The sequence below is a fragment of the Undibacterium sp. GW821-FHT11H02 genome, assembly GCF_058808015.1.
On the sequence record NZ_JBXARG010000004.1, the window covers coordinates 223,361 to 247,020 of the forward strand.

Consider the following 23,660-nt stretch of genomic DNA (forward strand, 5'->3'; position numbering starts at 1 on the left):
GCCTGCAGACAAGCAGAAACTAATTCACTTCAATTTTAAAAGATCATGTCCAGCGCATGATCTTTTTTTGCTTTGAAGTCAGTCTATTTCAGGTCAGCATTCTTGCACGACTTTAATTGATCATTTTTTTTATTCCAGCAAGGGCTACTGGCTTCTGGCATGGGGCTGGGAATACCATCACTATTAATCTTCGCCATCCTTGTATCCCAGGCTTGTACACCGTTTTGGTCTAAGTGTAATCGAACCGCCCAGCCTAGAGTTTGTGCCTCATTGTCTAGCGCATCCATCATGAAATTACCTATGCTGTAAATAATTGGCTTCCCTTTATAGCTTTCGGTATCTTGAATGACATGCGGATGACCGCCGATCACCGCATCTGCACCTGCATCGATCATGATTCTGGCGAGCTCGCGCTGCCGCTTATTCGCCTTCATTTCATTTTCCCAACCCCAGTGCATAAATGGAATGACGATGTCTGCGCGATAGTGTTGACGTGCATATTTAATGTCGGCGACCACCTGTTCATCTTCGCTCCAGGCAACACCGGCTTTGTTGATATTCGCTTCAAAGCTGCGCGGCATGAATTCGTCATAGCCAAGTAGGGCAATTCGTAGACCATTTTTTTCTATGATATGGGGACGATGTGCTTCGCTTAGATTGTTGCCACCACCAAAATGTGGCATTTGCTGTTCTTTCAGTAAGCTAAGCATTTCGGTGAATGCTTGCGGGCCGTAGTCACCCGAATGATTGTTTGCTAGTGAGATGGCATCGAAATGTTTTTTCAATAAAGGAATTACCCGTGGATGAGCTCGGAAGGTAAAGTTCTTTTCGGCGGCTTTTCCGGTAGTAGCAATCACACATTCTAAGTTGGCTATGCGTAAATCTGCGCTATTAAGAATGTTAGAAAAAGCAATAAACGGATCTTGCCCTTGCTCTATAGCTTTGCCAGGCAAATCGTCTAACACCATATCGCCGACAAAGACGATGCTGACTTGCTTAGTCGGTTTTTGAGCCAGTGAAAAATCAGGTAACAGTGTGTTTAAACTAAATGCAACAAGCATCAGCGGTATTATTTTTTTCATTTATTGACCCATCCCAAACTGCATTGATATTGCATTTCTCTTTCGACTTCGCCCGCATATAAGTGATTATAGGGGGTCAATACTCGCATCTTCTTTGCGGGGAAGAATGGCGGATGATAAGTGGCCTGATGAATGATTGTGTCGATATCGCGTCCTTGCAGATAGGCATAGAGTTTGATGTATTCGATGTTATTTCGTTCGCCTATCATGACTGCCTTAAAACTAAAGCGTCCTCCGATGTCGTGCATCGTTGCTTGATAGGGATCTTTGCTAAGTTTCGATTCAATGGTATGCGTGCTTCCCGCATAGGTGACAGCGCAACGTAATATTGGTGAATTCGTTGCGTTTGCTTCTTGCACGAGTCCGGCTGCGCAAAGCAATACCACTAGTGCGCTTGGAAACAGCTGGGTGTAGCTGCTGGGGATAAAATTGTCATTCATTTTTTTGACGAGAAGAAAGTGAGCCGCTAGTGTAGTGTTGATGAGTTAAAAATCCTAGCAAGCAGTTTGTGTTTGTGCGAATATCCTCGAAAAAAATGAGGTAGGTAGATAGAGCGGCCAAGAATTGTTTAATTGCTAGGCATAAAAATGGTAAAAAATGCCAAAATGCAACGATTTTTTGAACTTTCAGTTTAAAATTTACTTTATTAAGAAATTGTGCGTATAATCGAGCCCATCGTTGAGATTCTAGGTAGCAGTGCAGTATCAGTCTGTCATTTCTTGCTTGGTTGAAACGATCTATCGGGCACATGCCCACATTAACTGAAATAGGAAATTGTAATGGCAACAGGTATTGTAAAATGGTTCAATGATTCTAAAGGTTTTGGTTTCATTACACCTGACGAAGGCGGCGAAGATTTGTTCGCACATTTCTCAGCAATCGTATCAGCAGGTTTCAAGTCTTTGAAAGAAAACCAACGTGTTTCTTTCGACGTGACTACAGGCCCTAAAGGCAAACAAGCATCTAACATCCAAGCTATCTAATTTGATAGTTTTGATGGCTTGTAAAAGTCGCTGAAAAAAAACCCAACCTTCGGTTGGGTTTTTTTTCGCCCATTATTTTGTCAACTAAGAGTTATTGTTGCTCAAAGGATATTTCTTTTGGTAAGTGATGAATTTACCTTCACTAGCTCGTGAAAGATAACTATACTTGTTTTGTGTTAAATCAATATTGATTTGAGGCAACTGACTTATTTTTACGCGTTGGCCAAGTAACTCAAACTCATTTAATCAAAAAATCCAGTCGGAGACCAATTTATGTTTAATGTCACAATCAAGTTTAGGTTGATTGCAACCATGATGTTCATGGGCCTCATGCTCGCCATCGGTGGTGCCATGGGTATCATTGGTGTTAGAAATAGTAATTCGACAATTAATGAGTTATTCACCAACCAAATGCCGTCGCTTGATGCTTTGAGCGATTCACGTGTTTCATTATTGCGTGCGCGGACTGCAATTGACCGCTCAATTGCCCACCCTGATGCTAGTGACAATGCAGAGAATACCAAGAGGGTTGAAGGATTTCTTAAAGAATCAGAAGATCGTTGGAAAGCCTATATGGCTTTGCCCGCACAAGACGAAGAAAAAAAATTGAGTGATGAGGTGCAGGTAGCCCGCGATAAGTTTCTGAAAGAAGCGTTTACGCCCATGTTTGAAGCTTTGAAAGCGGGAAATAAGGATGAAGCAGATCGAATAAATATGGAAAAACTGCCACCATTATTTCGTATCTATTCGGACAAAATGACTGTGCTTAACGATTACCAGTTCAAGCTCGCCGAGCGAATGCTAAAAGATAATCAGGCTGCGTTTAAGATCTTTATGTGGGTCGATATTCTCGGCGTTTTAGCAGGATTGCTGGCGGTTGCGGTGTCGGCTTACTTTTTGCTGGCCGCAATTTCTCATCCTTTGCAATTCGTGTTGCAACAGTTCGAGGCGATTGGTAATGGCGACTTATCAATGCAAATTAAAGCCAAATCAAATGATGAAATGGGACAGTTACTGACTGGATTGGAAAATATGCGACAAAATCTGGTGCAAACCGTCACGATTGTGCGCCAAGGTAGTTCCTCTATTGCAGTGTCTTCAGAAGAAATCGCTAGCGGCAATATGGATCTTTCTTCGCGTACCGAAAATCAAGCGGCTAGCTTAGAAGAAACAGCGTCATCGATGGAGGAATTAACTTCCACGGTACAGCAAAATGCAGACAATGCTCGACAGGCAAATACCTTGGCATTGAAGGCATCGACGGTAGCAACTAAAGGTGGTCAAGTAGTCGGTGATGTGGTGCACACCATGAATTCGATTAAAGATAGCTCGAAGAAAATCGTTGACATCATCGGTGTGATTGATGGCATCGCTTTTCAAACCAATATTTTGGCATTGAACGCGGCCGTCGAAGCGGCACGTGCAGGTGAGCAAGGTCGCGGTTTTGCGGTGGTAGCTTCTGAGGTTAGAAGTTTGGCACAACGTTCCGCCAGCGCAGCCAAAGAAATTAAAGAGCTGATTAATGATTCCGTGAGCAAAGTTGATACGGGATCACGTTTAGTTGATGATGCCGGACAAACCATGGATGAAATTGTGGTGTCGATCAAGGGCGTGGCCGATATCATGGCTGAAATTACCGCGGCCAGTGTTGAACAAAGTGATGGTATTGCTCAGGTCAATATCGCCATTTCGAAAATGGATGAAGCGGTTCAACAAAATGCTGCCTTGGTAGAGGAAGCGGCGGCGGCGGCAGGCAGTATGCAAGATCAGGCAAATAATTTGAATCAAGCAGTGAGTATTTTCAAATTGAACGCGAATGATGGCGCTCAACAACGGGTTTCAGCACCCGTTGCAGTAAGCGTTGCGAAACCAGCAGCTGCGCGTAAATCTGCAGCAAAGAAAGCACCCCTAAGATCTATAGCAGATGAGACTACGGGCTCTTCTAAGGCGAGTAAGCAAACCGCACCCGATCAAGATTGGGAAGAATTCTGATTTCGACATAAGTTGTTCATAAGCTTAGGATGTAAAAAAGCAGGCAAAAAAATGCCTGCTTTTTTATTGCGACAAAGTTCGCTGTGTTTGACTCAAACCTTCGGTTGCCAGTAATTCGGTTTGCTATACGATGCACGTAAAAAGTCGACAAAAGCGCGAATCCGTAAAGGCAAATGACGACGTTGTGCAAAAATCGCATAGATGTCATTGCCTGGCGCGTTGAATTCGTCGAGCACCGTAACAAGTTTACCTGCTTCAATCTCCGTCCCCACCTCCCACATAGAGCGCCACGCCAGTCCTTTGCCGGACAAGGCCCAATCATGCAAAACGGCACCATCGTTGCATACCATATTGCCTTCGACTTTGCGCAAAACATTCTTACCATTGTCACGGAAAGTCCAGCCACGCTGACTACCGTCACTACTGAAAGTGAGGCAATTGTGATGATGCAAATCATCCAAGGTGACGGGGCGGCCGTGGCGTTTAATGTAGTCAGGTGAGGCCACCACCACCCGCTTATTGTCCGCCAATTTGACGCCGATTAAATTGGAATCAGTCAAAGCGGCAATCCGTATCGCCACGTCTACGCCTTCACCAATTAAATCGACCACACGGTCATTTAAATTTAAGGTCAACTTGACTTCTTTATGCTCGGCCAGAAAGTTGGGAATGAGAGGTGCCACATGTTGCCGGCCAAAACCGGCAGGTGCTGAGATCGTTAGTTGACCGCTGGCTTTGGCGCTGCGTTCTGAGACCGAGGTTTCCGCCTCTTCCAATTCTGCCAAAATTCTTTGGCAGTCTTCCAAAAAAGCAGCGCCTTCTATAGTCAGGGCAATTTTACGGGTCGTACGTTGTAAAAGTTTAACGTCGAGCCTTTCCTCTAAAGCATCGAGTCGTCGGCCTATCATGGCAGGCGCAACGCCTTCAGCACGGGCGGCAGCAGATAAGCTACCGCGCGTGGCGACTTCTGCAAAAGTCGAAATTTGTTTAAATTGGTCCATGCTTTATCTCCGCCAGAGTGATTTTTCGCGCTTTTTTTGCGTTATTTTTGATCAATTTCGCTAATTCATATTGGTTTGAACGAAGCCTATGTTTCGCTTCAGCTCACCGCACTTACTTCAAATGAGTTTGAAGTGCTGGTCATCTTTTGATAAATAGTAACTATATATTTACATAAAATCGTTCACTTGAAACTAAAATGCAAGAATACTGTGATAAAACGAGGCATTATGTATACAAGAATGTTGAATATACTTTGATTCAAGTATTCAATTTATTCTTTATTAGCTCTGTTTTTTTTATTTTTCTAAATATTGTTTTAGAAAATGAATAAATTAGTCATTACTACTGCTAAAAATCAACAAGTAAGAATAAATTGTGCAGTGCAATGATTGAACCTGTTTTTTACTTATTTTTTGATAATTTTTATGAGTGAGGCTGCAATGACACAAATCACATTACCTGAAGGCATGCAAATCACCGGTGCAATGAAACCGGGTTTCGAACAAATTTTGACGACAGATGCTTTGAATTTAGTCGCGAAATTAAGTCGTCATTTTGAAAACCGTCGTCAAGAATTGCTTGAAGTTAGGCTCGCTCGGGCCGCACGCATGGATGCCGGAGAGCGTCCTGATTTTTTGGCTGAGACTGCGCATATCCGCGACGGCGACTGGAGCATTGCACCTATCCCCAAAGCACTCGAATGTCGTCGGGTAGAAATCACAGGGCCGGTAGAGCGCAAGATGATTATTAATGCCTTAAATTCTGGCGCTGATAGTTATATGACGGATTTTGAAGATTCCAATACGCCAAACTGGGATAATCAAATCACTGGCCAGATCAACCTGCGCGATGCTGTACGGCGTACGATTAGCCTTGAACAAAATGGCAAACACTATCAGCTCAATGACAAGGTCGCGACTTTGGTAGTGCGTCCGCGCGGCTGGCATTTGGATGAAAAACACGTGTTGGTCGATGGCAAACGTATTTCTGGCGGGATATTTGATTTCGCCTTATTCATGTTTCACAACGCGAAAGAACAATTAGCCCGTGGTGCTGGACCTTTCTTCTATTTGCCAAAGATGGAATCGCATCTGGAAGCACGTTTGTGGAATGAGATATTCGTCATGACTCAAAACGAATTGGGCTTACCGCAAGGCACCATCAAAGCGACCGTATTGATAGAAACCATACTTGCCGCATTCGAGATGGATGAGATTTTGTATGAATTGCGTGAACATAGTTCTGGACTCAATGCGGGGCGTTGGGATTACATATTTTCATGTATCAAAAAGTTCAAAAATGATGAGGACTTCTGTTTAGCAGACCGCGCTAAGGTCACAATGACTGCGCCATTTATGCGCTCGTATGCACTCTTGTTACTGAAGACGTGTCACCACAGAAATGCACCTGCTATTGGTGGTATGGCCGCTTTAATTCCGATCAAAAACGATACAGAAAAAAATGAAATCGCGATGGGCGGCGTGCGTAATGACAAAGCCCGTGACGCGACTGATGGCTATGACGGGGGGTGGGTCGCGCATCCGGGATTAGTTGATCTGGCGATGACAGAATTTACAAAAGTGTTAGGAGAGGCGCCCAATCAAATCAGCAAGAAACGTCCCGACATAGAAGTCACGGCCAGGGACTTGCTTAACTTCCAACCAGAGACACCGATCACCGAAGCGGGATTGCGTTACAACATTAACGTTGGTATTCACTATTTAGGCGCTTGGTTGGCTGGAAATGGCTGCGTACCAATCCATAATTTGATGGAAGACGCGGCCACGGCTGAAATCAGTCGTTCACAAGTCTGGCAATGGATACGCTCGGCAAAAGGCAAGTTGGAAGATGGTCGCAAAATTACCGCAGAAATGGTGCGTGCGATGACGAAGGAAGAGTTAGTCAAGGTCAAACAATCCGTCGGTGACGGCGCAACGTACGACAGGGCAGCGCAGATTTTTGAGCAGATGTCGACGTCCGCTGATTTTGCTGAGTTTTTGACTTTAGCTTTGTACGAAGAGATTTAAGTGGTGACATGAGGAGACCGCATCTGCGAGATCTTTTTGAGTAAGATTCCGAGTAAGATTCTGATAATGAATTTTCTCTATTCGCGGGTGCAATTAAATGACAAAACAAATCAAGCATTTGTTATTGTAGAAAAAAAGCGAGCTCAAAAGGCTCGCTTTTTTGTTCGTGCTGACATCTAAATCCTTATTCAGCAGGCGGTACATAACCTTGTGCAGCATCGGCACCATCACCGAAGAAATGTTTTTCCATCTGGGTCGCCAAATATTTACGGGCACGGGTATCCGCCAGATTCAAACGATTTTCATTGACCAGCATGGTTTGATGTTTTAACCAGGCCGCCCAGGCTTCTTTGGACACGTTTTCATAAATCTTTTTACCCAATTCGCCAGGGTAAGTTGGAAAATCTAAACCTTCGGCGTCTTTATCTAATTTTATACAGTGGACCATGCGGGCCATAATACTTACTCCTTCAATAATTCAAATTCTAGGGTGATCAGGCTGAGATTATACGTTTGATTCTTAAATTCAGTCGTCGATTGCAGTCAAAGCTGCTTGATTAAGACCAAGGATTTACGCTGCCAGTTGTACATTTTTTGTCTGTCTTTCGGTAAATCATCGACCGTTGCCTGCACAAAGCCGCGCTTTAAGAACCAATGTGCGGTACGAGTGGTGAGGACAAACAGGGAGTGAAATCCGGCACGACGTGCGCGTTTTTCCATATGCTTCAGTATGCGCTCGCCATCACCCTGGCTCTGTACATCAGGGTTAACCGTCAAACATGCCATCTCGCCCATTTTATCAAAAGGGAAAGGATAAAGCGCTGCGCAACCAAAGATGACGCCATCATGCTCAATCACCGAGAAGTAGTTGATCTCACGCTCTATCAATTCGCGACCGCGTTTGACTAAGGTGCCATCCGCCTCTAAAGGCTCAATCAATTTAATAATGCCGCCGACATCTTCGACCGTTGCTTCACGCAAGCTTTCCAGATTTTCTGTCGAAATCATGGTGCCTACGCCATCATGGGTAAATAACTCTAATAAAGCGGAACCGTCAATTTTATAGGGCACGATATGGATACGTGGCACTCCACCGCGCGACGCTTTGACCGCATGTTCGAGATAAAAAGCGGAGTCAGATGGCAAGTAAGCTTTGCTTAATTCCACCTCAGCCTGTTTGTAAGATAGCTCACGTATTTCATCACCATCTTGATCGACCAACATCGGGGTTTCGGAAATGAAAATTAATTTGTCGGCGCGTAGGGCACTTGCAGCAGACACCGCCACGTCTTCCATGGTCAAATTAAATGCCTCACCAGTCGGTGAAAAACCTAATGGGCTCAATAAAACTAAGCTGCCCGCATCTAAAATTCTATCGATGGTGTCATAGGCTACTTTGCGCGTGGTTCCTGTCAATTGGAAATCAACACCATCGACGATGCCGATAGGCTTGGCAGTGACGAAGTTGCCAGAAATAATCCTGATCGCAGCATGTGCCATCGGCGTATTTGGTAAACCTTGACTGAATGCCGCTTCAATATCCAAGCGCAATTCACCCGCCGCTTCTTTTGAGCATTCGAGCGCGGCAGTATCGGTAATGCGTATGCCATTATGAAAACGACCTTCGACATTACGCAGCGCAAGTTGCTCGGCAACTTGTGGACGTGAACCATGCACAATTACGATTTTGATTCCGAGGGCATGGAGTAGCGACAAATCCTGCGCCAAAACGGGCAGGGCGCCAGCCACTACGAGTTCCCCCGGAAACGCGACCACAAAGGTCTTTCCACGGAAGGCATGAATATACGGTGCGACCGAGCGCAACCAATGAACGAATTGAACAGAATTTTCCATGGACGGATTATAATCGCGTCCGCTATGTCTGATAATAAAACTCCCCAAAAATCACCAAAAAAAACGCCTGCTGACTTGAAGGCTTTGCGTGATAGCCTGCGTCAAGCGGCACAACAACAAGTCAAACCCACCGGATTTCCTAAAAAGGATAAGCAAGTCAAGCCTGCATTAGCGCATAGTCGTGCTGAAAATGCTAGCCAGTCAGGAAATAAACCGCTACCTCTGAATAAGCAGAAGCCTGTACAAGCCAGACCGCTACAAGCGAAAAAGCCAGAGACCCGACCAGAGCCAGCGCTGCCATTTCGTAATCCACCGCCTGTCATTACTTATCCTGAAGAATTGCCGGTTTCCGGCAGGCGTGATGAAATCGCCGAGGCGCTGCAAAAAAATCAGGTCATCATCGTCTGTGGCGAAACTGGTTCAGGTAAAACCACACAATTACCCAAAATTTGTTTGGAACTAGGGCGCGGTCAAAAAGGCTTGATTGGTCATACGCAACCGCGTCGTATTGCCGCCTCATCGACGGCGAAGCGTATTGCGCAAGAACTGAATTCTCCATTGGGCGAGCATGTCGGTTTTAAGGTTCGCTTTACTGATACATTGACCAAAGGTGCCTCGGTCAAGCTGATGACCGACGGTATCTTGTTGGCGGAAACACAGACCGATCCGCTCTTACGTCAATATGACACCATCATCATCGATGAGGCGCATGAACGCAGTCTCAATATTGACTTCTTGCTCGGCTACCTCAAGCAAATTTTGCCTAAGCGTCGTGATTTGAAAGTGATCATCACTTCCGCGACGATAGATGCGCAACGCTTTGCCAATCACTTTGGTGAAAACGGTAAAGCTGCGCCCGTAATCGAAGTTTCAGGTCGTTTGTATCCGGTCGAAGTGCGTTATCGTCCAATTCAAGCGGATGAAAAAGACAAAGAACGTGATCTGATGGTGGCGATCACCGATGCCGTCGATGAATTGTGTCGCATTGGTTCTGGCGATGTGCTAGTGTTTTTGCCCGGTGAACGTGAGATTCGTGATGCGGCAGAAGCTCTGCGTAAGCATCATCCACCGCATGTAGAAATCCTGCCTTTGTTCGCTCGTCTGTCGGCACAAGAACAGGAACGTGTTTTCAAAATATCGAATGCACGTCGCATTGTATTAGCGACCAATGTCGCTGAAACTTCTCTGACGGTTCCCGGCATCCGCTACGTTGTCGATGCTGGTTTGGCTCGCGTGAAGCGCTATAGTTATCGTAATAAAGTCGAACAATTACAAGTCGAAGCGATCGCTCAATCTGCAGCGAATCAACGCGCGGGTCGTTGCGGTCGTGTCGCGGCTGGTGTGTGTATTCGTCTGTATGAGGAACAAGAATTCAAACAACGCACGGCATTTACCGAACCTGAGATTCTGCGCTCGTCTTTAGCCGCTGTTATTTTGCGGATGAAGTCTTTGCGTCTGACGGATGTCGAAAGTTTCCCTTTCATCGAACCACCACCCGGTCGCGCGATTGCCGATGGTTACCAACTCTTGCAAGAGTTGGGCGCGATGGATGACAGCAATCAATTGACTGCCGTCGGTAAAGAACTTGCGAAGTTGCCTCTAGACCCACGTGTAGGCCGTATGATTTTGGCCGCACGCGACAATCAAGCCTTAAGCGAAGTCTTGATTATCGCCGCCGCATTGTCGGTACAAGATCCCCGTGATCGACCTATGGACGCGCAAACTGCCGCCGATTTAGCGCATAAAAAATTCGCCGATGAAAAATCCGAATTCACGTCGTATCTTAAAATTTGGAAATGGTTTGAAGACGCGATAGAGCACAAAAAAACCAATCGTCAGTTACAAGATAATTGCCGCAGTAATTTCTTAAGTCAAATGCGTCTACGCGAATGGCGCGAAGTGCATTCGCAGTTGCTGACTATCGTCAAAGAGCAGGGCTGGCGTGTGAATGACACACCCGCCACTTACGAGCAATTGCATCTTTCATTATTGACGGGTTTACTTGGCAATATCGGTTTTAAATCCGAAGAAGATGCACATTACTTAGGCGCACGCGGCATCAAGTTTTATATCTGGCCCGGTTCTTACATGGCGAAGAAAGCCGGTAAATGGATTATGGCCGCCGAGCTGGTTGATACCTCGCGTTTATACGGTCGCTGTCTAGCCCAGATACAACCAGAATGGCTAGAAAAAGTCGGCGGACATTTACTCAAAAAATCCTACGGCGAACCACGTTGGGAAAAGCGCACGGGTCAAGTGTCGGGCTTTGAACGAGCAACTCTATACGGCCTAGTCGTGTACAGCCAAAGACGCATACAGTATGGCCTAACGCATCCTAAAGAAGCACGCGAGATATTTATACGTGATGCACTGGTCGAAGGTGACTTCGATACCCGCGCACCGTTTTTAGCTTTCAATCAAAAACTGATACGTGAAATTGAAAACATAGAACACAAATCACGCCGCCAAGACGTGCTGGTCGACGATCATTTAATCGCCGCTTTCTACGACAAGCATCTACCAGCCGACGTCTACAATGCGGTCTTGTTTGAACAATGGCACAAAGAAGCGACCAAGGGCAATCCTAAATTACTTTATCTAAACAAAGATGAGTTAATGCGCCACGAAGCTGCCGGAATTACCACCGATGTCTTCCCTAAGACCATGCAAGTCTCGGGTGTGGGCTTGCAACTCTCGTATCATTTTGAACCGGGCAGTCCGCGTGATGGCGTTACTCTGTGGATACCTTTATTCTCACTGAATCAAGTATCGAGTGATCGCTGCGAATGGTTAGTACCGGGCATGATCAAAGAAAAAGTGCAGTTGCTGATTAAATCGTTGCCACAAAAAATCCGTCGTCATTGCGTGCCATTACCCGATTACGCTGCGGGATTTTGTGAGCGCAACGAATTCGGCAGAGGTAATTTCTTAGAAACCTTGATCGCCGATATCCGCGAGCAAAAAGGCTTGCAATGCCTGAGCACCGATTTTAAATTCGAACTGCTTCCGGCCCATCTCACGATGAATTTCAAAATCATCGATGAACACGGTCGCCAACTAGAAATGGGCCGCAACCTCGCCACACTACGCGCCGAATTCGGCTCGCAAGCGCGCGAAAGTTTTCAGAAAATCGCCAGCGCCGATAAATTGGCTCTGCTAGATAACTCAAAACAAGCAGGAACAACGAACAATATTGACCGTCATTCCCGCGAAAGGGTTGGCGAGGAATTTGGGCAGCATGCTGCCCGCTCGCAAACCGGATTGCGCTTGCAAGCGCAATCGCGCCCTGCAAGGGGGAATCCAGCAGCACCAGCCATCCAGCAAGAAAACCTAAAGGAAAACTTAACTGCCTGGACCTTCGACGAACTCCCGGAACTACTAGAAGTCCAGCAAGGAAAACAAACCTTAATCGGCTACCCAGCCTTAGTCGATAAACAAACCCACTGCCACATCGAAGTCTTCGACGACCCCGATGAAGCGGCACGCGTTCATCACTCAGGCTTACGCCGTCTGTTCGCTTTGCAGATGAAAGAACAAGTCAAGTTCTTAGAAAAAAACATCCCTGGCTTACAGCAAATGGGCATGCAATTTATGTCGCTAGGTTCGCAAGAAGAGTTACGCGAGCAAATCGTCACGACAGCCTTAGACCGTGCTTTCATGCAATCGCCCTTGCCGAAAAATTCCGGCGAATTCAACAAACGCCGCGACGAAGGCAAGGCCAGACTCAATTTATTAGCCAACGAAATCGCGCGTTTAGCAGGCTTAATTTTGGCCGAATACTACAGCCTGCCAAAGAAACTACAAGGCCTCAAAGCCCACGCGCAAGCCGCAGCCGATATGCAACAACAACTACAAAATCTAGTCACCAAACGTTTCATCGCAGAAGTCGATTTCGCGCAGTTAGCGCATTATCCGCGTTATCTTAAAGCGATTACGGTACGCATGGATAAACTGCGCGCCGATCCTGCTCGCGATGCAAAGTTAATGGCTGAGTGGAACATCGTCGCCCAGCCGTGGCAACGCACGCCACGTAAATCGGGTGTCGATGCCGATCCTAAGTTGATCGAGTTCCGCTGGCTGTTAGAAGAGTTGCGTGTGTCTTTATTTGCACAGGAATTGAAGACGCCTATGCCGGTGTCGGTTAAGAGGTTGCAGAAGGTTTGGGAGAGTTTGTTGCGGTAGGTTTTTTTGGGGGGGGCTGGAGAAATTCACAAGCTATCAACAATGACGATATCGGACGTAATATGAAAATCGTGACATGGAATTGTAATGGTGCATTTAGAAAGAAATTTCGAGAGATCGAAAAACTTCGTGCCGATATTTACGTTATTCAAGAATGTGAAAACCCAGAGTTCGCCATCGGTGAATTTAAAGAATGGGCAACGAATTATCGATGGATTGGCACAAACAAGAATCGAGGCATAGCGATTTTTGCTAACGAACAAACCTATTTGGAAAGCTTAGATTGGATGAGTGAAAATTTGGAATTATTCTTGCCAGTTCGAATAAATAATTCATTTAATTTGGTAGGTGTTTGGACAAAACAGGCGAATTCGCCAACATTTTGATATATTGGGCAGCTTTGGAAATATCTGACATTGCATAAGTCAAAATTTGCTGAACCAACAATTCTTTGTGGTGACTTTAACAGTAATAAAATTTGGGATGTCTGGGACAGGTGGTGGAATCATAGTGATGTGGTTCGTGAGTTGGAACATGTCAATATGAGTAGCCTCTACCACCGTTCTACCGGTGAACTTCAAGGTGAAGAAACGAGACCAAGCTTTTTCCTCCAGAAAAAACTAACAAAGCCATATCACATCGATTACGCATTTGCGACCAATGAAATGTTTGAATGCAATGTGAATGAAGTTGAATTATTTTCACCGGATGAGTGGTTAAAGTTTAGCGACCATATTCCATTAGTTTTTACAATTATGCACGCGTAGCCATGTAGGGCGGGTGAAACCCGCGCCGCTAAAACTTTGAAAATATCGCGATGGTAATTTGAAGCTAGAAATCATTTCAGCTCGGTAGTGTGGGCAGTTTTTTTTTGCCTACGCGAAAAACGCCAATCTTTTTCGCAAACAAGTCACCTATTTTTATCCAAATTTTCGCTTCTAAACAATCTCATCGTTCACAGGTCGGTGGTAGACCGACAGCTACTATCTTTTCTTTGCTTCGCCAAAGAAAAGATAGCAAAAGAAAGGCGACCACGCTGCCACTGGCCTTCGGCTTCCCAATTGTGCAGGACGAAAAATGGGAAAGCCTTGAAACTCGCCTTCGGCTCAAACAGCAAGGCTTTCTTTATCCATTTTCTGTCCCGCACAATTGGCAGTGTCAGAAGTGGGTGAAAGTCAAAAGCAACAGCAACAGCAACAGCAAAACAATCAGTAGCAACGGGCATTCATTTTTCTAATAGCTTTATAAGTCGTTGTTTTTGACTTTGTTGTTGACCTACTCCAGTTCGAGACGATGTAATTTGTGCGTCACAGAAAATGGATAAGAAAGTGTTGTGTTTGAGCGTAGCGAGTTTCAACACTTTCCCATTTTTTGTGATGCACAAATTATGCTGAAGCGTAGCGTAAGCACCCGCAGGGCGAGTCTACGGTCGTCTTTTTTGGATTACCTTTTTTGACGAAGCAAAAAAGGTAATTGGCTGTCGGGCCACACCCGACCAGCAAACCTAGAGAATGCGAGGCAGCGATTTTCGGTAAGTCGAGTGATTAGGTTTTTTGCAAATGCGGGATTAGCCAATCATTCGCAAAAAAATCATCTATTTTTATCCAAATTTTCGCTTCTAAACAATCTCATCGTTCACAGGTCGGTGGTAGACCGACAGCTACTATCTTTTCTTTGCTTCGCCAAAGAAAAGATAGCAAAAGAAAGGCGACCACGCTGCCACTGGCCTTCGGCTCAAACAGCAAGGCTTTCTTGATCCATTTTCTGTCCCGCACAATTGGCAGTGTCAGAAGTGGGTGAAAGTCAAAAGCAACAGCAACAGCAAAACAATCAGTAGCAACGGGCATTCATTTTTCTAATAGCTTTATAAGTCGTTGTTTTTGACTTTACCTTTGACCTACCCCCGTTCGAGACGATGTAATTTGTGCGTCACAGAAAATGGACAAGAAAGTGTTGTGTTTGAGCGTAGCGAGTTTCAACACTTTCCCATTTTTTGGGATGCACAAATTATGCTGAAGCGTAGCGTAAGCACCCGCAGGGCGAGTCTACGGTCGTCTTTTTTGGATTACCTTTTTTGACGAAGCAAAAAAGGTAATTGGCTGTCGGGCCACACCCGACCTGCACACCCAGAGAATGCACGGCAGCGATTTCAGCGCAGGAAATCAAGAAACCGAATATGATTGATAGCTAATTTTTTTCAAAGCTATGTGGTGGGCTCCTTATTTGTGCACACGCCAAAAGCTCTTGCTATTCCTAATTAATATGTTGCGAAACTATGAACAAAAAACCTTCCAACAAATCAGCACCAAGCGCCAAAAGAATTTACTTACTCTTGCTTTTGGTTTTCGCGCTGTTCGTATTGTGGCAATTAAAGCCCGCAATTGAGCAAAAGAAAATTCAGAATGCGCAGCAGGATGAGATGAAGGACGAGGTTTTTTACGATGATCAGGGTGAGCAGATTCATCGTTCTGTGTTTGAACAGCAGCAGGGTTTTAAGCAAGCGAAGAAACGTGGTTTTTCTTCGCATGCGGACTGTACTCGCGAGTTCGAGGGTTTGGCTAAAATCGGGTGTGATGAATTTGTTTCTGCCCAGGTAGTTGCGCCAGTCGAAGTCAAGCGCGGTGATTTTGCTAGTGGTAAAACAACGGCGGAGTGTGAGGCGGAGGTCGACGCACATTGGGATCCTATTATTAAAGATACCAAGGACAAAGGCGACATTGCCTATGCTGATAACCTGGCACGTACCAAGAGTTTGAGTTTTTCCGAGTGTCGTAATTACGATAATATTAGGATCACTCAAGTCATCCATGAGCCTAGGGTTCGAGTCGATGCATTGATCACAAAAATGATGGCAGGGCATGAGGTGAGCGAGACCGAGATTGCACTTGTGAGGAAAGAAGTGGAAGTCGCTAAGCGCTTTCCTGACGATACTGCACGCACTGGTTATTTGTCGCAAGCCGAGCGTTTCTTTGGTATGGTGGAAGGACGGATTCCTAAGCCCAAACTTAATTTGAAATTGTCTTGCGCAGAATTGCTCGACAAGAGAAAAAGTTTAAATCAGTCGGTAATGTCGGCTTCGGTTGAGCTGGCAAAGTACACTAAAGCGGATGGTAGTGTGATCGACAAAGTCTTGCACAAAGTAAAATCAGATAAATTAATGGTGATTTTTTCGGAGTTAGACTTAGTAAATCAAAGTGCGAAAGCCGCTTCGTGTGAGCTGCCTTAATCTTAGACCGGTAAATAGCCGAACTTTGCTCTTACCAGTCAGCGTTTATCAACGAAGGCTTACCAACTAGCGCGGCGGCGCCCAGCCGCCCAGTGGGCATTGGGGATGTCTGTATCTAGATGAACTTCGTCGGTTGTCATGAAAATATATTCGCCACCGACACGACCTCGATATACGCTTTGAGCGTTGGCGACTTTTCGGGTTGCTGCAGCAAAGTTCCACGCCTCTTCCATACTGCACTGTACGGTTTTATTTAAGAAAGATGGGTGCTGTTGGGCTCGCCCCCATTTCTTTGCTAGCTTGGCGTGTTTGCGTAGAGCGGCGGGGAGTGAATCATTGGCCCAAGCCCAAGTGAAGGTTCCCGTCGCTTCTTCATAAATACCTACCGTCTGAAAATGTGCCGTGCCTGTTTTGTCACCATCAAACTTAAACATAATAACGCCAGCGCTGAGATCTGCAGTCCAAGCTTTTTCTTTACCGTGCTGCCAAGTTGTCGCATGTTCGCGATGTTGGGCGAGCATTTCTTCAAAGGCCGTCGTGATAAATGCTAAGGCTTCCGCGTTGGGCATTTTTTCTGAGGTGCGGCGCAAGATGCGGTTTATAAATTGGCTGAAGTAATTCATGGATGCTGATAAAAAAGCTAATCAAATCAAATGTTTATGTCTTGCCAATAGATTTGATAGAAATAGCTTCCATTATAGCAGCACAATTTTGTCGTGGAATTGGAGTCCGAATTTGTAAGGTCGTTGAACCGCCTGAAGTGGCCATTTTTACGCTAATAGAAACATGATATTGGATGAAACTCAGTTATCGCGACGCATGAATTACTGGCGTCTGGTCAATCCTTAATCGAATATGCATAGGCAGGCTGGCGATTGTTTTAAAACATCAAAACTTCAACTTAAAATTAATCTTGTTTAAGCTATGTACCGCAAGCATGATCAGGCTGGCATAGAGTAGTGCAGCAAGCATGCCTGAGCCACCCTCGAAGGACCGCAGAGGAGAGCGTAGGCCAGTTAAGCTGAGTAGGGATTCAATTACAAATGGCAACAGGTAACAGACCAGTGGATTGACCGCAGCAGGTTGGACGACACGCATCCAATTTTGTACTTGCTTAAGATCGATTAACCAATACAGAAAGCTAAATACGCTGATGCAAATGGCGGCTGAGTAGAAGCACCAGGAAGGTGTGGCATAGATTTTGGAAATCTTAAATTCATGTCTTAGTAAAGTTGCGACGACGACTAGCACTATAGTCAAACCTAAAGCACGTAAAAAACGATCTGATTGTGTCAGCGTTTGACTTGCTTCAAAAAAAATTAAACTACAAAGAATGCCGCTTATCACAATAGAGCTATGCGCTGCGTGTGCGTCCAAGCTGAGGATAAATTGCAGTGTTTGATTGGTTTGTGCAAGCGCTATCGTGCTAGCTTGATGTGTGATTATGTAAAGCACCGTGCAAAGACCAACAGCGAGCAAGAGCAAGAATTGTTTGCCCTTAGTCACTTGATAAATTGCGCAAGAAATTAAATAGGCCCAACCGATTAAACCCAAGATTCCCCACCAATGTGCTTGCATACTTTGCGTACCATCGACACCGCCGCGGTAACTGAACGCAAGTAGGATCAACATCAAAATCCCTAGACTAACTAAGGCATGATTGAGTAATCGCTGTTTGAATTGGTAGACGCCCCAGATCAACATGAATGCCAGATAGGATAACAGCGCCCAGAGTTGTATCGGCAGTGACATTGAGGCTTGATGGTAACCATCTTCGGCATTCACCATAAAAAAACCCATGATGATTAGGGCCAGCGCACGTAACAGAATATGCAGGTTTAAATTGAATCTTTGTTCTCCCTTGGCTATGCGATGATTGATTCCGAATGGAATCGACATACCAACGATAAATAAAAAGGCAGGGAACACAATATCGGGAAAGCTCATTGCATCGGCATTGGCTGGCATGTGTTTGAGCCAGGGAGAGATACCTGCCACGCCAGCGAGTTCATTGACGATAATCATAATCAAAAAAGTGATTCCACGAAAAGCATCGATAGAAATGATTCTTTGATTTTTGAGTGTATTGATGGGTGTTAACATAAAAAAACAAACTTTCAGGAAGCTGAGCTAAGGCAAGACAGTACTGCTTCGATGGCAAACAGGCATGTAGTTGGTAAGAAAAAGCCAACGCGAGGAGGCGCAAGTAAGCCACAAAATATTACCGCAAATGATGCAGTATGGAAATTTACTCTGCTACAACTGAAACGGCAATGCATAGAACTACTTTGAGAGATAGGTAAATTTACTTAGCTTTGGGGAAATATATTTCAATTGGAATTGAATTGAGGCACACTGCGGCTTATTAAATTCACATCAAGCAACGCGAAAAAAAATATGAAAATGGCGAAAGGGAGATTGTTGACTATCCTATTTGGTTTAGTGCGCAAAGTGCGTACTTTGCACTTCTTTGATAGGCGTATTTTTAACCGAGATTTTCCATTAGGCGCGCCGAAGGCGCTATTTGAGCGCCGAGGGCGCATTTTCGGTCATTTTTGTTGCTCTTCGTTGCCAATAGCTCGCTATTGGCGCCTCATTCACATCAAAACTGCCTCGAAAAGTGCATCCCTCATCATCTCAAATCCTAATGGAAAATCTCGGTTTAATCTGCGTTCAGTTGCTAAATCTCGTCGCCTTTTAATCTTGACTTGCCTCTGGCTTGGCAGTGCGCAGGCTGTGCAGGCAGTGGAGTTGAATATCTGGGTTATGTCGACCACCGCGCAACCTCAACAAGATATGCGGGAAATTTTGCGTCCCTATCTGGCACTAAATCCTAATCTGCGTGTGAATGTTACGGTGCTCAATTGGGAAAATGCCTGGAGCAAAATTAGCGCGGCCGCAGAATCAGGGCAGGGACCCGATCTGGTTGAACTCGGTACTACTTGGGTGGCGGCTATCTCCGCGAAAGATGCATTGGAACCGATTAGCCAGGCGCAGCAAAATGAAGTCGGTGGCGAAGCCGCTTTCTTTCCTGCATCGTGGGTGACAACACATCGACATAATCAAGGCAAGGTGTTCGCTATTCCCTGGTATGCCGGTGCGCGGGTTGCGTTTTATCGCACTGACTTGTTCAAGCAAGCGGGCATCAATCCGGGAGATGCGTTCGCCAATTGGAGTAGTTTTAAACAAGCGATGCAAAAGATTAATGGCATCACTTTTGAAGGTAAGAAAGTCGCTGCTTTGGGTTATCCAGGCAAAAGTGACTCAGACATTTTGCATAATCTGGCGCCTTGGATTTGGAATGCGGGCGGTGATTTTTTGAGCCCTGACCGAAAATCGGCCAGTATTAATTCGCCTGAAACTCTACAAGCCGTCGCTTATTACACCAGCTTTGCCGATGAAGGTTTGGTGCCACGCTCAGCATTGGAAAAAGACTCGGTGCAAATTGAGTCGGGTTTCTTTACCAATCAGTATGCGGTTATCTTTAGCGGACCTTGGGTGTTGAAAATGTTGAATACACCGAAAGCCAAGGGCGGCCAATTGGAAACCGCAACGGCGCGAAATTTTGCAGTTGCGTCTTATCCTGCCGGCATAAAAGGCAATCAAACTTTTTTTTCAGGGTCCGATCTGGCATTGATGAAATCGTCCAAAAACAAAGAAGAAGCCTGGAAATTATTGAAGTATCTGGTGTCACGCCCAGCCCAAGTGAAGTTCAGCCAATTGTCAGGCATGTTACCTGCTCGTTTAGATGCTGTGAACGATCCCTCTTTGTTGAAGGAGCCTCACTATGCTGAGTTTATTCAACAGGTTAAGTTAGGACGTCACTATCCAGTCGTGGCGGCTTGGGGGCAATTAGAAACAGTGTTTCGTAGCCATATCGCGAAAATGGTGACTTCAATCAATGTGCCGCCTGTGACCGTTACGAGTGCGCAAGTTAAGGGTCAAAAAGATTCACACAGTACGCTCGCTATCAAGAGAAATCTAGAGCAAGCATCGAATCAGGCGAATGCGATTTTGGCGAAAGAACCGTAATCTTTAAACTGATTGGCGAATCTCTTGACCTCAAAATAGAATCGCCAATTGTTATTGTTCATTCTTGAATCAATGTCGATTTGTAGCCTTAAGCCTTACGGAAATTTTTTCTTGCATGCGGCAATTTTTGCAGGATCACCTTGCGCGACTTGAATACACTTAAAGCGTTTATAGCTGTTGTCAGGATCCTTTGGTAGCGGGCCGCTATTGATTGCATAAGCTGAACTTACACCAATACCCAGAGCTAAAACGAGCCCGATAAGCTTACATGTTTGTTTCATTTTTGATCTCCAATGATATAAATAGAATTGATAAGGTCTTCAAGGGGGCGTCATTTTTTCGTCGAAAACATCATCAATCACAATATAAAATCGGAAGCGCGAAAACACTATTCGGAAAACTACTTTGCAATATGAGTATTATTGCGATGAGCATTTTCACCCAGGTTGAATCCGATACTAACTCTTACTGCCATAAACTCGGTGGAATATCGCGCAGCTTGGCAGCCAACTCCATGCTGGTGCGTACTTTCAATTTCTGGCAGATATGTAGGCGGTGTGCCTCTACGGTTTTTGGGCTGATAGAGAGATGGTCTGCAATTTGTTTTCCCAGATAACCAGCGACGATTTCAGTGAGTACCATACGTTCCCTTTGTGTCAATTCAGCGATCTCTTTTAGTAAATCTGCCTGACTCAAATAGTTGTTGCGGGCCGCCTCATCGGTAGCAAGTGCGCGACTGATAGCGTCGAGCAAGCTACGATGGTCAGCTGGTTTTTCTAGGAAATCAACAGCGCCCTGTTTTAACACACGTACGACCAACGGAATATCACCATGCCCGCTCAAGAAAATGACGGGGGGCAGATAACTATTATTGAGCTTGCTGCGACGAATGAGCTCATCGAATAATTCCAAGCCATTGGTTTCGGGAATCCGTACATCGACCAGTAAACAATTGAAGTGGCCAGGGTCGACATTCTCTAGAAAATCTTTAGCCCTTTCAAATTCACAGGTCGCCCAATCACGTGTCTCCAATAGCATGACGAGCGAGCCGCGCACGCTGGGGTCGTCGTCAATGATAGCGATTTTGGGTATCTGGACTTGTGAATTGTATTGGCTGCTTTGTGTAGACATACCGACTTTCTGTGCGGAAATCATAAGGTCACCGTGGGGGTAGGTTGCTAATTATTTGACGCTGATTGTTGCGCAAAGTTCAGCGAAAAATCTTGTTCTGATTGTTTTGATTTTATTGTTGATGTCGGTAAGGCCGATGGTGCGTTTTGTGCATTCAGGGGCAAGCGAAACTGAAAATTTGCGCCGCCATCTGGATTATTGTCCGCCCAGATTTTACCGCCGTGATTCTCGATAACTGTTCTACAGATCGCCAGACCCAATCCCATCCCCTCTGATTTGGTCGTGTAGAAAGCCTGAAACAATTTATCCGCTTCAACGATGCCGTGGCCACGGTCGATAATGCTAACGCTAACATACAGATTGTCTTGTTTGACAATGATTTTCAATTGTTGTTCGGCCCGGGTTGCGGCAGGTACTTCCGTCGAGTTTGCTGTCATGCTGGCAGCTTCCATCGCTTCTAAGGCGTTACGCATCAGATTGAACAGAACTTGTTTTAGCATGACCGCATCGCAATCAAGTATCAGCTCTTGGATTTGTGCATCTAATTGAATCGGTATCTGCTGACGTTTGGCCTGTGCTTCGATCAGTTCTATCGATTCATTGATCAAGCGTGGTAGCGAGTAGGGCTCATGCGGCGTTGCGCTTTTCTGTATCAGGCTACGCATACTGCGCATGATTTTTCCTGCACGACGCGATTCTTCGCCCATTTTCTCTATCGCCTGCCGGATTTTGGGTGATTGCATTTGCTCGGTTTGCAGTAGGCATTCTGCGGCAGCGGCATAGTTGGCGATGGCGGCTAAAGGTTGATTTAGTTCATGTGCCATGCCCGAGGCAAATTCGGCAAGGCTGGATAAGCGTGCAGTGTGCTGAATCAGTTCGTCGCGCTCGCGCAGCGCTTGTTGCGTAGCTTGACGCTCTTTGAGCCAACGTCGCAATAGACGAAGCAACCAGATGATAAGGAGGCCAAATAAGAGCACAGCAAGTGCCAAAGAAAATAAAAGCGTATCAAAATTTTGTGTTGCACGTATGCTGGTTTTCAAAGACAAGCCTGTATTCGCAGGTCCAAAGTCGAGTCGGTTAACTTCTTTACTGTGCGTGACGATACCGCCTTCACTGGGAGACAATTGTTTGTCGTTTCTATCAACCAGACTCAAATCATAGCGCTGCACAAACCACCACGGTACTTCTTGCGTGAGCAGTTTATCCAGGTCGTAGGTGACCAAAATTTGGCTCTCGCTGAGTGCCTCATTGGGATTGGGCATGGCGAGTACCCATAGTGGCGCAAATTGTTCTATGACCTTGCTGTAAGCGGTATTTTTTAAATTGCGGCTTTGATTGATCGCTTCGCTGACTAAAGGGTCGTTGAGGGGCGGTAAATTGCTAGGGCGTTGTTCATAGTCAGGCAGGCCTATGATGCGTTGATGATTCTTGTCAATCAATTCGACCGCGAGTATGGCATGATTTTCTTTGACCAAGCTATCGACTCGGTGCAGTAGTTCTTCACGTGAGGTGGCTGAATTGGGATCCAGATCAAGTGCCCAGTTTTGCAACATGACTTGGTGGGTTTCTAATTTATTGGTGATGATCTGTTCCATCCATAACAGATCGAGCGAAGATTGTCGTGCGGTCGCTGCACGTTTTTCGGCATACCAAAGCCAACCTAGTGTACTAGATACAAACAAGCCTACCGTCAAAAACAGCATCATGCCTATCCAGGTCCAGCGGTTGTTGAATAAACCAGGTCGCGCAAATCGCATCTTTTTCCCTAATTGCGTTGACGGTTTGTCGTGGGCGAATAATGAATACATCAAGGTAGCGTGTAATCTAACATTCGCGAGGCTCTTTTGCAAAAATGGGCTTGTATGGCTTGCTTCGTTGAGATGAACATCGTGTTTTAGTAGGCATGTTTTTGATTTTTGAGACATCACAAAAAAGAAAAGAAAAAAACGGCAAATTTCTCAGCGAAATTTGCCGTGTAAAGCCAGTTCGCAATACAGCTTCAGTTCTTTTTAAAACTGGTGCGACTTATCCAGTCTTTTTGCTGGTGCAATGGGGGTGACGCAGCAATGGAACTAATTGGTACAACGTCCTGGGGGAAGCCGATTCCAAGTTTCTTTCGCGTTACTTCTTTACCTGTTTTAGCTTTCTT

Annotated in this window: 20 protein-coding genes; 8 read left to right on the forward strand and 12 right to left on the reverse strand. The window is 45.5% G+C overall.

Annotated elements, in window-relative coordinates:
* Positions 1-83 precede the first annotated feature (83 nt).
* Both AC1RR2_RS06245 and AC1RR2_RS06250 read right to left on the reverse strand, forming a co-directional pair.
* Positions 84-1,082, reverse strand: a complete 999-nt coding sequence (locus AC1RR2_RS06245; RefSeq protein WP_493221436.1) for a CapA family protein — start codon at positions 1,080-1,082, stop codon at positions 84-86.
* Positions 1,079-1,522 carry a hypothetical protein gene (locus AC1RR2_RS06250; protein ID WP_493221437.1) on the reverse strand — a complete coding sequence of 148 codons (444 nt, stop codon included), beginning with the start codon at positions 1,520-1,522 and terminating at the stop codon, positions 1,079-1,081. Before AC1RR2_RS06250 ends, AC1RR2_RS06245 begins: the two co-directional genes overlap by 4 nt.
* Positions 1,523-1,861: 339 nt before the next feature.
* On the opposite strand from AC1RR2_RS06250, the gene AC1RR2_RS06255 reads away from it, so the two are divergent.
* Together AC1RR2_RS06255 and AC1RR2_RS06260 are read left to right on the forward strand one after the other, a co-directional pair.
* The gene (locus tag AC1RR2_RS06255) at positions 1,862-2,065 is read left to right on the forward strand and encodes a cold-shock protein (protein WP_186889194.1); all 204 of its coding nucleotides are present in this window, start codon (positions 1,862-1,864) and stop codon (positions 2,063-2,065) included.
* 273 nt (positions 2,066-2,338) lie between these two features.
* On the forward strand, positions 2,339-4,057 hold the full coding sequence (locus AC1RR2_RS06260; protein ID WP_493221438.1) for a methyl-accepting chemotaxis protein: 1,719 nt from the start codon (positions 2,339-2,341) through the stop codon (positions 4,055-4,057).
* Positions 4,058-4,149: 92 nt separating this feature from the next.
* On the opposite strand, the gene AC1RR2_RS06265 is transcribed toward AC1RR2_RS06260, so the two are convergent.
* Positions 4,150-5,058, reverse strand: a complete 909-nt coding sequence (locus AC1RR2_RS06265) for a LysR family transcriptional regulator (protein ID WP_493221439.1) — start codon at positions 5,056-5,058, stop codon at positions 4,150-4,152.
* 441 nt (positions 5,059-5,499) lie between these two features.
* Between AC1RR2_RS06265 and aceB the strand changes: the two genes are divergently transcribed.
* On the forward strand, positions 5,500-7,086 hold the full coding sequence (gene aceB / locus AC1RR2_RS06270; protein WP_493221440.1) for a malate synthase A: 1,587 nt from the start codon (positions 5,500-5,502) through the stop codon (positions 7,084-7,086).
* A 184-nt stretch (positions 7,087-7,270) separates the two neighbouring features.
* On the opposite strand, the gene AC1RR2_RS06275 is transcribed toward aceB, so the two are convergent.
* Both AC1RR2_RS06275 and argA read right to left on the reverse strand, forming a co-directional pair.
* Entirely contained in the window at positions 7,271-7,543 is a 273-nt protein-coding gene (locus AC1RR2_RS06275) for an oxidative damage protection protein (RefSeq protein WP_493221441.1), read from the reverse strand.
* Between the two features lie 86 nt (positions 7,544-7,629).
* Positions 7,630-8,940: an amino-acid N-acetyltransferase gene (argA, locus tag AC1RR2_RS06280; RefSeq protein WP_493221442.1), complete on the reverse strand. Its 1,311-nt coding sequence runs from the start codon at positions 8,938-8,940 to the stop codon at positions 7,630-7,632.
* Positions 8,941-8,964: 24 nt separating this feature from the next.
* On the opposite strand from argA, the gene hrpA reads away from it, so the two are divergent.
* The 3 genes from hrpA to AC1RR2_RS06295 are packed head-to-tail and all read left to right on the forward strand — an operon-like array spanning position 8,965 to position 13,889.
* Positions 8,965-13,122 carry an ATP-dependent RNA helicase HrpA gene (gene hrpA, locus AC1RR2_RS06285; RefSeq protein ID WP_493221443.1) on the forward strand — a complete coding sequence of 1,386 codons (4,158 nt, stop codon included), beginning with the start codon at positions 8,965-8,967 and terminating at the stop codon, positions 13,120-13,122.
* Entirely contained in the window at positions 13,101-13,508 is a 408-nt protein-coding gene (locus AC1RR2_RS06290; protein ID WP_493221444.1) for an exonuclease/endonuclease/phosphatase family protein, read from the forward strand. Before hrpA ends, AC1RR2_RS06290 begins: the two co-directional genes overlap by 22 nt.
* A 30-nt stretch (positions 13,509-13,538) precedes the next feature.
* Positions 13,539-13,889, forward strand: coding sequence for a hypothetical protein (locus tag AC1RR2_RS06295; protein WP_493221445.1), 351 nt, complete (start codon positions 13,539-13,541; stop codon positions 13,887-13,889).
* 188 nt (positions 13,890-14,077) lie between these two features.
* Here the strand turns inward: AC1RR2_RS06295 and AC1RR2_RS06300 are convergent, their stop codons facing one another.
* Both AC1RR2_RS06300 and AC1RR2_RS06305 read right to left on the reverse strand, forming a co-directional pair.
* Positions 14,078-14,347: a hypothetical protein gene (locus AC1RR2_RS06300; RefSeq protein ID WP_493221446.1), complete on the reverse strand. Its 270-nt coding sequence runs from the start codon at positions 14,345-14,347 to the stop codon at positions 14,078-14,080.
* 403 nt (positions 14,348-14,750) lie between these two features.
* The gene (locus AC1RR2_RS06305; protein ID WP_493221447.1) at positions 14,751-14,969 is read right to left on the reverse strand and encodes a hypothetical protein; all 219 of its coding nucleotides are present in this window, start codon (positions 14,967-14,969) and stop codon (positions 14,751-14,753) included.
* A 428-nt stretch (positions 14,970-15,397) separates the two neighbouring features.
* On the opposite strand from AC1RR2_RS06305, the gene AC1RR2_RS06310 reads away from it, so the two are divergent.
* A complete protein-coding gene (locus tag AC1RR2_RS06310) occupies positions 15,398-16,348 on the forward strand; it encodes a hypothetical protein (RefSeq protein ID WP_493221448.1) in 951 nt (316 codons plus the stop codon).
* A gap of 59 nt (positions 16,349-16,407) precedes the next feature.
* Here the strand turns inward: AC1RR2_RS06310 and AC1RR2_RS06315 are convergent, their stop codons facing one another.
* Both AC1RR2_RS06315 and AC1RR2_RS06320 read right to left on the reverse strand, forming a co-directional pair.
* Positions 16,408-16,971 (reverse strand): DUF6882 domain-containing protein, encoded by a 564-nt coding sequence (locus tag AC1RR2_RS06315; protein WP_493221449.1) that lies wholly within the window; start codon positions 16,969-16,971, stop codon positions 16,408-16,410.
* Between the two features lie 265 nt (positions 16,972-17,236).
* Positions 17,237-18,451 (reverse strand): DUF5009 domain-containing protein, encoded by a 1,215-nt coding sequence (locus AC1RR2_RS06320; RefSeq protein ID WP_493221450.1) that lies wholly within the window; start codon positions 18,449-18,451, stop codon positions 17,237-17,239.
* Positions 18,452-19,051: 600 nt separating this feature from the next.
* Here AC1RR2_RS06320 and AC1RR2_RS06325 point away from each other — a divergent pair.
* A complete protein-coding gene (locus AC1RR2_RS06325; protein ID WP_493221451.1) occupies positions 19,052-20,380 on the forward strand; it encodes an extracellular solute-binding protein in 1,329 nt (442 codons plus the stop codon).
* A gap of 95 nt (positions 20,381-20,475) precedes the next feature.
* Here AC1RR2_RS06325 and AC1RR2_RS06330 read toward each other — a convergent pair whose 3' ends face one another.
* The 3 genes from AC1RR2_RS06330 to AC1RR2_RS06340 all read right to left on the reverse strand — a co-directional run bounded on the left by AC1RR2_RS06330 (position 20,476) and on the right by AC1RR2_RS06340 (position 23,268).
* Complete coding sequence (locus tag AC1RR2_RS06330) at positions 20,476-20,661, reverse strand: hypothetical protein (protein WP_493221452.1); 186 nt, start codon at positions 20,659-20,661, stop codon at positions 20,476-20,478.
* A 184-nt stretch (positions 20,662-20,845) separates the two neighbouring features.
* Positions 20,846-21,535, reverse strand: coding sequence for a response regulator transcription factor (locus AC1RR2_RS06335; RefSeq protein ID WP_493221453.1), 690 nt, complete (start codon positions 21,533-21,535; stop codon positions 20,846-20,848).
* A 23-nt stretch (positions 21,536-21,558) separates the two neighbouring features.
* Positions 21,559-23,268: a sensor histidine kinase gene (locus tag AC1RR2_RS06340; protein WP_493221454.1), complete on the reverse strand. Its 1,710-nt coding sequence runs from the start codon at positions 23,266-23,268 to the stop codon at positions 21,559-21,561.
* Between the last annotated feature and the right edge of the window lie 392 nt (positions 23,269-23,660).

Bases quoted from the DNA above. Each gene is read 5' to 3' on its own strand.
- AC1RR2_RS06245 (WP_493221436.1), bottom strand. From the start codon at position 1,082: ATGAAAAAAATAATACCGCTGATGCTTGTTGCATTTAGTTTAAACACA.
- AC1RR2_RS06250 (WP_493221437.1), bottom strand. From the start codon at position 1,522: ATGAATGACAATTTTATCCCCAGCAGCTACACCCAGCTGTTTCCAAGC.
- AC1RR2_RS06255 (WP_186889194.1), top strand. From the start codon at position 1,862: ATGGCAACAGGTATTGTAAAATGGTTCAATGATTCTAAAGGTTTTGGT.
- AC1RR2_RS06260 (WP_493221438.1), top strand. From the start codon at position 2,339: ATGTTTAATGTCACAATCAAGTTTAGGTTGATTGCAACCATGATGTTC.
- AC1RR2_RS06265 (WP_493221439.1), bottom strand. From the start codon at position 5,058: ATGGACCAATTTAAACAAATTTCGACTTTTGCAGAAGTCGCCACGCGC.
- aceB (WP_493221440.1), top strand. From the start codon at position 5,500: ATGACACAAATCACATTACCTGAAGGCATGCAAATCACCGGTGCAATG.
- AC1RR2_RS06275 (WP_493221441.1), bottom strand. From the start codon at position 7,543: ATGGCCCGCATGGTCCACTGTATAAAATTAGATAAAGACGCCGAAGGT.
- argA (WP_493221442.1), bottom strand. From the start codon at position 8,940: ATGGAAAATTCTGTTCAATTCGTTCATTGGTTGCGCTCGGTCGCACCG.
- hrpA (WP_493221443.1), top strand. From the start codon at position 8,965: ATGTCTGATAATAAAACTCCCCAAAAATCACCAAAAAAAACGCCTGCT.
- AC1RR2_RS06300 (WP_493221446.1), bottom strand. From the start codon at position 14,347: ATGCCCGTTGCTACTGATTGTTTTGCTGTTGCTGTTGCTGTTGCTTTT.
- AC1RR2_RS06305 (WP_493221447.1), bottom strand. From the start codon at position 14,969: ATGCCCGTTGCTACTGATTGTTTTGCTGTTGCTGTTGCTTTTGACTTT.
- AC1RR2_RS06310 (WP_493221448.1), top strand. From the start codon at position 15,398: ATGAACAAAAAACCTTCCAACAAATCAGCACCAAGCGCCAAAAGAATT.
- AC1RR2_RS06315 (WP_493221449.1), bottom strand. From the start codon at position 16,971: ATGAATTACTTCAGCCAATTTATAAACCGCATCTTGCGCCGCACCTCA.
- AC1RR2_RS06320 (WP_493221450.1), bottom strand. From the start codon at position 18,451: ATGTTAACACCCATCAATACACTCAAAAATCAAAGAATCATTTCTATC.
- AC1RR2_RS06330 (WP_493221452.1), bottom strand. From the start codon at position 20,661: ATGAAACAAACATGTAAGCTTATCGGGCTCGTTTTAGCTCTGGGTATT.
- AC1RR2_RS06335 (WP_493221453.1), bottom strand. From the start codon at position 21,535: ATGATTTCCGCACAGAAAGTCGGTATGTCTACACAAAGCAGCCAATAC.
- AC1RR2_RS06340 (WP_493221454.1), bottom strand. From the start codon at position 23,268: ATGCGATTTGCGCGACCTGGTTTATTCAACAACCGCTGGACCTGGATA.